This window comes from Streptomyces sp. x-80, assembly GCF_046549095.1.
Classification (GTDB): Bacteria; Actinomycetota; Actinomycetes; order Streptomycetales; family Streptomycetaceae; genus Streptomyces; species Streptomyces celluloflavus.
In genome coordinates this window covers 23,473-31,570 of record NZ_JAJPWM010000043.1, presented here as the reverse complement: position 1 = coordinate 31,570, position 8,098 = coordinate 23,473, and the positions used below count along the sequence as shown (strand labels likewise).

Annotated in this window: 5 protein-coding genes; 2 read left to right on the top strand and 3 right to left on the bottom strand. The window is 71.2% G+C overall.

Annotation, left to right across the window (positions count from 1 at the left end):
* Nucleotides 1–849: 849 nt before the first annotated feature.
* Together ACLJWH_RS40760 and ACLJWH_RS40755 are read left to right on the top strand one after the other, a co-directional pair.
* Nucleotides 850–1,770 carry an alpha/beta fold hydrolase gene (locus ACLJWH_RS40760; protein WP_411146877.1) on the top strand — a complete coding sequence of 307 codons (921 nt, stop codon included), beginning with the start codon at nt 850–852 and terminating at the stop codon, nt 1,768–1,770.
* Between the two features lie 293 nt (nt 1,771–2,063).
* Nucleotides 2,064–2,558: a GreA/GreB family elongation factor gene (locus ACLJWH_RS40755; protein WP_411146876.1), complete on the top strand. Its 495-nt coding sequence runs from the start codon at nt 2,064–2,066 to the stop codon at nt 2,556–2,558.
* Between the two features lie 852 nt (nt 2,559–3,410).
* Here ACLJWH_RS40755 and ACLJWH_RS40750 read toward each other — a convergent pair.
* The 3 genes from ACLJWH_RS40750 to ACLJWH_RS40740 form a co-directional block, all read right to left on the bottom strand.
* Nucleotides 3,411–4,226, bottom strand: a complete 816-nt coding sequence (locus tag ACLJWH_RS40750; protein WP_411146875.1) for a family 1 encapsulin nanocompartment shell protein — start codon at nt 4,224–4,226, stop codon at nt 3,411–3,413.
* A gap of 5 nt (nt 4,227–4,231) precedes the next feature.
* Nucleotides 4,232–5,227: a Dyp-type peroxidase gene (locus ACLJWH_RS40745; RefSeq protein ID WP_411146874.1), complete on the bottom strand. Its 996-nt coding sequence runs from the start codon at nt 5,225–5,227 to the stop codon at nt 4,232–4,234.
* A 509-nt stretch (nt 5,228–5,736) separates the two neighbouring features.
* A complete protein-coding gene (locus ACLJWH_RS40740; protein WP_411146873.1) occupies nt 5,737–8,049 on the bottom strand; it encodes an FdhF/YdeP family oxidoreductase in 2,313 nt (770 codons plus the stop codon).
* Nucleotides 8,050–8,098 lie beyond the last annotated feature (49 nt).

The following is an 8,098-nucleotide window of genomic DNA, read 5'->3' as shown; positions in this document are numbered from 1 at the left end:
TCACTACTTTAGCGGAATTCCTCGGCGGCTCATAATCGAGTCCCGGTCCGAATTCCGGCATGCCGGAATTCTTCCCGTTGAGGGACCGTGCAGTAGTGGTGTGCCGCTGAAGCGGCGGGATGGCCACTGTGGAACCTGACGGTTCCGCGGCAACTCGAAGAACTTACACGATCCTATGAGTGCCGCACGACTGGGGGGCGCGACTTGGGGGCACGTCCGCAGTGGTTCGAGCTACCCCGCACCGCTGGGGCGTCGGACCATCTGGTCACCGGGACGCCCACAAGGCAGGTGTATTCCGGTGATCTGTCCCGGGTCAGCACACTCGCGGCGGCATGCCGCCTGCGAGGGGGGCTGTGACGGACGCGTCGAGCGTGGGTGCTGTCCTCCCACTCCGCTGACGGTTTCGCCGCTGTCCAGGAGGGGCGCCGAGCGCCGCCGCTGCGGCCGACAGCGCCTCGACGATCTCGGCAGCCCCGTCGGAAGAGCTGGAGCAGGCGGACGAGGGCACCGCCTGGGACGCCACAGGAGCCGTTCCGCACGGGGCCAGAGGGTTGATGGCGGTTGTCCGCGTCAACCTGTACCTCATGTTCAAGCGGCGTCACAGGCTCTGAACGTCCTGGGCCGGGGCGGGGGTGGGCCGCTCCCGCGCCGCTGGCCCGGCCGGGCTTCGCGTGCGGCCCCTCCTCGGGTCACCGGGGAGAGTTCGTGGACGGCGGTGTCGTCGGTGCCTTGGGGGCACCACGCAGGCGCGGAGACCGCGGCGGTGCCGGGTCAGGCGGCGTTGGCCCGGTGCGGAGCCGTGGTGAAAGTGCGGTGCGGAGTGTTCCGTCCGTGGTCATGATGTCGGTCATGAACGTGTACGTCGACGATCCTGCCCGGACCGGTGAGAGCCGGCTGTCCGATGGGCGGTTGCTCGGCTGGGCCGAGTGGGGGCCGCCGGACGGGGTGCCGGTGCTGTGCTGCCCGGGTGCGGCCACGAGCCGGCGGCTCGGCTTCGGCGCGGGCGTGGTTGAGGCGCTCGGCGTGCGTCTTGTCTCCGTGGACCGCCCGGGGCTCGGTGTCTCCACACCCGCACCCGGCCGGACGTTCTCCGACTTCGCCGGTGATATTCGTCAGCTCGGTGCGCTGCGGGGGCTGGGGCGCCCGGCCATGGTCGGAAACTCGCAAGGTGCGCCGTTCGCGCTCGCCTGCGCCGCGGCGGGCGTCACCTCCGCGCTGGCTGTCGTCTCCGGCGCGGACGAGGTCGCCGCGCCGGAGTTCGCTTCCGCTCTGGCGGCGGATCTGCGTGGCCTCGTCGAGCGGACCGCGCGCGACCCGGAAGGCGCCGAGGAGTTCTTCGCGGGGTTCAGCGCGGAGGCGATGTGGGACATGGTCATGGCCGGGAGCCCGGAGTGTGACCTCGCGGTGTATGAGGATCCTGATTTCGCGGTCGCCTACCGCCGGGCGCTGGCCGACGGCTTTGCGCAGGGCTCGGCCGGCTACGCCCGCGATACGGTCCTGGCCATGAGGCGGTGGCCGTTCGCCCTCGACGAGATCACGGTTCCGGTCGACATCTGGTACGGCGAGCTGGACACCAGCCACTCACCCGACAACGGGGCATCGCTCGCCACCCGTATGCCCGGCGCCCGTCACCGCGTCGTACCGGGGATCGGCGGCGCGCTGCTGTGGACACATGCCGAGCCGGTCCTCAAGTCGCTTCTTTCGAGGGCCGCCGCCGCCCGGTGGACGGCGCGGTCCCGGGCGCACCGGGACGGGAGGCATGTGCCGTGACGGATAGGTGATCTTCGTGAGGCTGGGCGGGTGGCAGTACGGGGGCGGGGATGTCGCCGGAGCCGGTCCACGTTGCTGTCCATCCATGTCCATGCCCGCACGGGCATGGACATGAGCAGAAGGATGTGAGGACGCCGCGCTGCTTCGGCTCGTGCCATCGGCCTGTTGGTGCGCTCCCCCGGCCTGCTGATGTGTCGGGTTCGATGATTTGCCGGGTTCGGTAGGTGATGCGCTAATTGAGATGCCTCGTACGTAGATGTCTTGATCGTTCCACCGGTAGCACGGGAGCAGGCATGACCGAGGGTCCCGAGCCCATCAGCGTCGACGCCCTTCGGGCGCTTCGGCAGGAGCTCGCCGAGCTGCGCGCCGAACGGGGGCCGGTGGCCGCGACCCTGCGGAGCCAGGACCCGGTGGGCGACCGGGCCGACGAGGCCGACACGTTGCAGCGCGCCTCGGAGGTCGCGCGGCTGGACAGCCGCATCGCCGAGATCGAGGGGCGGATCCGCGAGGCGTCCGTCGCGGGTCCGCCGCCCACGGACATGGTGGGCGTGGGCAGTACCGTCACCGTGCGCTTCGCGGACGGCGCGGAGGTGACCGTCCGGATCGGCGAGATCGTCGAGGAACCGGACCGGACCCTGGTGACCGCCGACAGCCCGCTCGGGCGTGCGCTGCTCGGGCGCCGCGCCGGCGACACGGTGACCTACGAGACGCCCGAGGGCGGCACCACCGCCGTCGTCCTGTCCCTCGGGGCCGGCGGCGCTCCCCCGGACGACGGGCCGCGCGGATGACGGTCCCGCCACCGGAGTAGCGGTGGTGGCCGCCGCGACGCGTCCCGGCCGAAGCCGCTGAGCGGAACACGGCGGTGCCAGGTCGCTGCCGCGGCCTCCCCGGAAGCGGGAACCGCATGGCTTTCGCCCCTCCCGCCGACGTCGGGAACCGGCCGGTCGCCGTCGTCGGCGCGGGCACTCCGGGACGCGGGACCGCCCTGAGGTTCGCCACCTGGTGGCGAGGTCCGCGTCCACGGCACGTCGCAGCGGGCGGGAGAGGCGGCCCACCCGTACGACGAGGAGAACGTGGCCGGGGTCGCCGCCGGGACCGACGCCGGCTCGCCGGGCCGTGTGACGGTAAGGGACGGTCTGACGACGGCGCTCGCGGGCGGCCGGCTCCCCGTCGAAGCCGTGCCGGAGCGGCAGGCGACTGGAGCTGGAGAGGGAGTTCTTCGGCCGGCTCGACCGCACCTCGGGGCCCGGCAACCTCCTGAAGAAACTGCCCGGCTACGACGGGCGCCGCGCAGCTGCGGACTCGTGCGGGTCCGGATCACCGATCTGACCGTCAAGGGCGCCTGAACCGGACCGGACCGAGCCGGACCGAACCGGGCCGGGCCGGACCGGACCGGACCAGACCAGACCGGCTCCAGCTGTCCGAGCACGCTCCGGCACCACCCCCGGCCGGCCTCCCCGTCCGGAGATCGTCTCGATCGGCCGCCTCTCACCGACCTGACCCTGGGGCAGCCCGAAGCCGTCCATGACTGCCTATAACGGCAAGTCGTCACGACTACCTCTGCCGTCGAGATCGTCCGCGGCTACTTCTGACGGCGGGACCGCCCCGCACCCGAGCGGCATCCCCCGCATGGCGCCTGCTCAGTGCTTCAGTACGACGACGGCCTCGTCCGTGTCCGTCAGGAAGGTCAGCGTCTCCTGGAAGTACAGGTCGATGCTGCTCGCGTTGTGGGAGGTGTAGCCGATGGCCACGTCCTGGCCGAGGCGGAGTTCGAAGTCGCCGCCGCGGGTGGACAGGACGAAGGCGCCGCTCAGCGCCGGCGCCCAGATCGGTGCACCGTCCAGCATCCGGGCCAGGTGCGCCGCGATCGGGTAGCCGTGGTCGGAGGTCTCGCTCACCGCCCGGTACTCGTCGGCGCCCAGGAGCAGCGCGTACGGACCGTCGACTCCGGCGAGCCGCAGCGAGGTCACGGCGCGACTGATCGCGTCGGGGTAGTCGCGTGGCTCGGCGGGGAGGCTCAGCACCGGGTTCGACGTCCGGTCCCGTAGTCCGTCGATGCCTGCCGCCGCGTATCCGTCGAAGATCGCCCGGTCCTCGGCGAACGCCATGGTGCGCGCCGCGTCCTTCACGGGCTGCCAGTCGGAGTCGTTCGAGCCGCGCGTGACATCGTCCACGGCGGCCCTGCTGACGGAGAACGGCACCCGCAGTTCGACGAGCGGTTTCGCCTCCCGCAGGCAGGCCGTCACCCCGGGGGCGGGCGACGCGATCTCCGTGCGGTGGCCGGTGCCGACGGCGGCGAGGGCCGGGCCCGCCGGTTCGGGGACGTCGACGACCCGGCGGCCCGCGACATGGCGCCGGAAGGTGCGGCCGGCCTCCTCCTCGATCTGCGCCCAGGCCGCCTGGGTGACGGGGGCGAGTTCACGATGCAGGTTGTTCGTGGCGGCAGGGGTCGTCATGGCGCTCACGCTCCTTTCATGCCGCCGATGCCGAGGGAGCCCTCCGAGGGGACGGCACCGGAACGAGCGGCGGCGGGCGGGTCGGGAAGGGAGTCGAGGAAGTCGGCGCTCGGCACGAAGAAGAGACCGCCGGTCACGGCCGTGGAGAAGTCGAGGATGCGGTCCGTGTTGCCCGGCGGGTCGCCGAGGAACATGTTGTCGAGCATCCGCTCGGTCACGGCGGGCGTACGGGCGTAGCCGATGAAGTAGGTGCCGAACTCGCCGCGGCCGATGGTCCCGAACGGCATGTTCTCGCGCACGATCTTCCGCTCGACGCCTTCGTCGTCGGCGATCGTGTTGAGCGCGACATGCGAGTTCGCCGGCTTGACGCCGTCGGGCATCTCCACATTGGCCGACTTGCTGCGTCCGATGACCCGTTCCTGCTCCTCGACGCTGATCGACTGCCAGGCCGCCATGTCGTGCACGTACTTCTGCACGATCACATAGCTGCCGCCCCGGAAGTCCGCGTCCTCGTCGCCCACGAACACGGCCTCGACCGCCGCCCCGCCCCGCGGGTTCTCGCTGCCGTCGACGAATCCCATCAGGTCACGCTCGTCGAAATACCGGAAGCCGTGCACCTCGTCGACGACGGTCACGGCGTCGCCCAGCCGCTCCACGATCAGCCGGGACAGCTCGAAGCAGAGGTCCGTCCGCCGGGCGCGCACGTGGAACAGGAGATCGCCCGGTGTGGCCGGTGCGCGATGGCGGGGTCCGGCCAGCGGCTGGAAGGGGTGGAGGTCGTGGGGCGGCGGGCCGTCGAAGAGGCGAGGCCAGGCCGCCGCCCCGATCCCGGCGACGCCGGTGAGTGCCGCGTCGGGGGCACGGAATCCCACGGAGCGGATCAGCCCCGCGAGCTCTTCGAGCGCCTCCCGCGCAACGGCCTCACCGCCGGGGGCCAGGGTGACCACCAGGAACACGGCTGCCTTCGGGGGAGGCACGACGACGGGCTGCGTGGTGGCCACGTGACTCCCGGGAACAATAGGGGCGAAACGGATATACGGGTTGGGGTCAGGGTATCGGCGGGCGGGGCTGTGCGCAGTCCGGGCACGGTGCCGCGCGTCAGGCGCGGGGCGATCGGCGGGGGACGGCTACCGCAGGTCACCCGACAGGCGACGGCCCACTCGTACCGGAAGGCCGGCGACGATCCGCGCCGCCCCCGGCACACCTCGCGCTCGGCACCGGGGCGGGCGCTGCGGTCCAGGCGGGCGACCGGCTTGCCGGCGCCGTGGTCGCGAACCGTGCCGACGGAGAGCGCGGTGCCGCCGGCCGCGGCGTCGCCCGCCGCCGCAAGTGGGCGCCCGAGGGCGGTCGGCGATGTCCGGTGTGCGCGGCATGGTCCGCGCCCCGCTGGAGACCGCACGGCGCACCGACATCACCACGGTCCTGGAGAACCTGCTCCGCCATGCGGGCCCCTGAGCATCCGCCGCGGCTCGTCCGGCCCTCGCGCTCCGTCAGGCCCTCGCTCCCCCGGTCAGGCGGCGGGGTGGATGGTGACCTTCACATGTTTCATGATCGGCTGGTCGCTCTGGGTGCTGTAGTCGCCGATCGCGCACAGGACGTTCATCTCGGGCATATAGCCGGCCGCACAGCCACGGGGGATGTCGTGCGGAACGGCCAGATAGCCGTTGAGGTGGCGCCGGGTGCCGTCCTTGGCGGTGCTGGTGATGTCGACGGGGTCGAACTTCGAGAGCCCGCGTTCGCGCATATCGTCCTGGTTCATGAAGACGAGCGTGCGCAGTCTCCTGATGCCGCGGTAGCGGTCGTTGTCGGAGTAGATGGTGGTGTTCCACTGGTCGTGGGAGCGCAGGGTGCCCAGCGCCAGCGTCCCCGGTGCGGGTACGACGTCGGGCAGTGGGGCCGTGGAGAATTCGGCGCGGCCGGACGGGGTGCGGAAGACCAGTTCCCGCGCGGGCTGCTTGATCCGGAAGCCGAGGGGCAGCCGTACCCGCCGGTTGAAGTCCTCGAATCCGTCCAGGACTTGGGCCATCGTGTCGCGGATGCGGTCGTAGTCCTCGATGTACCACTGCCAGGGGGTGGCGCTGTCGGGGAGGGCCGCGCGGGCCATACCGGCGATGACGGCCGGCTCGGAGAGCAGGTGCGGGGAGGCGGGACGCCGCATACCGACGGAGAGGTGGACCATGCTCATCGAGTCCTCGACGGAGGTGCTCTGGACGCCCGCGCGCTGACGGTCCTTCTCGGTACGGCCGAGGCACGGCAGGATGAGGGCCCGGCGGCCGTGGACGAGGTGGCTGCGGTTCAGCTTGGTACTCACCTGGACGGTGAGATCGCAGTTCCGCAGCGCCTCGTGGGTGTACGGGGTGTCGGGCGCGGCGAGGGCGAAGTTGCCGCCCATGCCGACGAACACCTTCACCTCACCGCGGTGCATCGCCTGGATGGTGCCCACCGTGTCCAGGCCGTGCTCCCGGGGCGGCTCGATCTCGCAGACCTCCGCGAGGCGGTCGAGGAACTCCGGGCCGGGGCGGTGGTCGATACCGCAGGTGCGGTTGCCCTGGACATTGCTGTGGCCGCGCACCGGGGAAGGGCCCGCCCCCTCCCGTCCCAGGTTCCCCCGCAGCAACAGGAGGTTGACGATCTCCCGGACGGTGTCGACACCGTGCTCGTGCTGCGAGATGCCCAGGCACCAGCTGACGATGGAGCGGTCGGCCTCGCGGTAGATGCGCGCCGCCTTGAGGATGTCGGGGCGGCTGATCTCGGTCTGCTTCTCGATCTCCGCCCAGGGCGTGGCCTCGCACAGCGCGCGGTACTTCTCGAAACCGGTGGTGTGCCGGTCGATGAACTCCCGGTCCAGCGCCTTGGGATCGGATGTGGCCTGCTCCAGGATCGCCTTGGCCATACCGCGCAGCAGCGCCAGGTCGCCGCCGATGCGCGGCTGGAGGTTGAGCGTGCTGGTCGGGGTCGAGTGGCAGGTGGCCATGGACCGGAAGTCGTGCGGGATGATCGTCCGGGTGGCGGCCGCCTCGACCAGGGGGTTGATGTGTACGACCTGGGCGCCACGCCGGTACGCCGCCGCGAGGGCCGTGAGCATCCGGGGCGCGTTGGAGGCGGCGTTGACACCGAGGAGGAACAGCGCGTCGGTCGCCTCCCAGTCCTTGAGGTCGACGGTTCCCTTGCCCGTGCCCAGCGACGCCCGGAGGGCGCGGCCGCTGGCCTCGTGGCACATGTTGGAGCAGTCGGGCAGGTTGTTCGTGCCCAGTTCCCTCGCCATGAGCTGGTAGAGGAAGGTCGCCTCGTTGCCGAGCCGGCCGGAGGTGTAGAACGACGCCTGGTCCGGGGAGTCCAGCTCGCGCAGGGTGCGCCCGACGAGCGCGAAGGCGTCCTTCCAGCTGATGGGGACGTAGTGGTCCGTACCGGGGTCGTAGACCATCGGTTCGGTCAGCCGGCCCTGGTTCTCCAGCGCGTAGTCGCTCCACCCGGACAGCTCGGTCACCGAGTGGGCGGCGAAGAACTCACGCCCGACCCGTTTGCGGGTCATCTCCCAGGTGACGTGCTTGATCCCGTTCTCGCAGATATCGAGGTGCAGGCCCTTGTTGTCGTCGGGCCACGCGCAGCCCGGACAGTCGAAACCGCCGTTCTCGTGGTTCATCCGCAGAATCGCCCGCGGCCCGTCGGCGAGGACCCCCTCCCGCACCATGAACCGGCTCACGCTCTTGGCCGCACCCCAGCCGGCGGTGGGGTGGTGATACGGATGAGATTCCGGCTCCCCTTCGGGGACGGGGCCCACGCGCGGCTCCAGCCGCCCCGCTTCGTCACGGGAAGCGCTCACATCACTCACCCTTCTGCCGTACAAAACGGTGCAATGGATGACTTTCGAT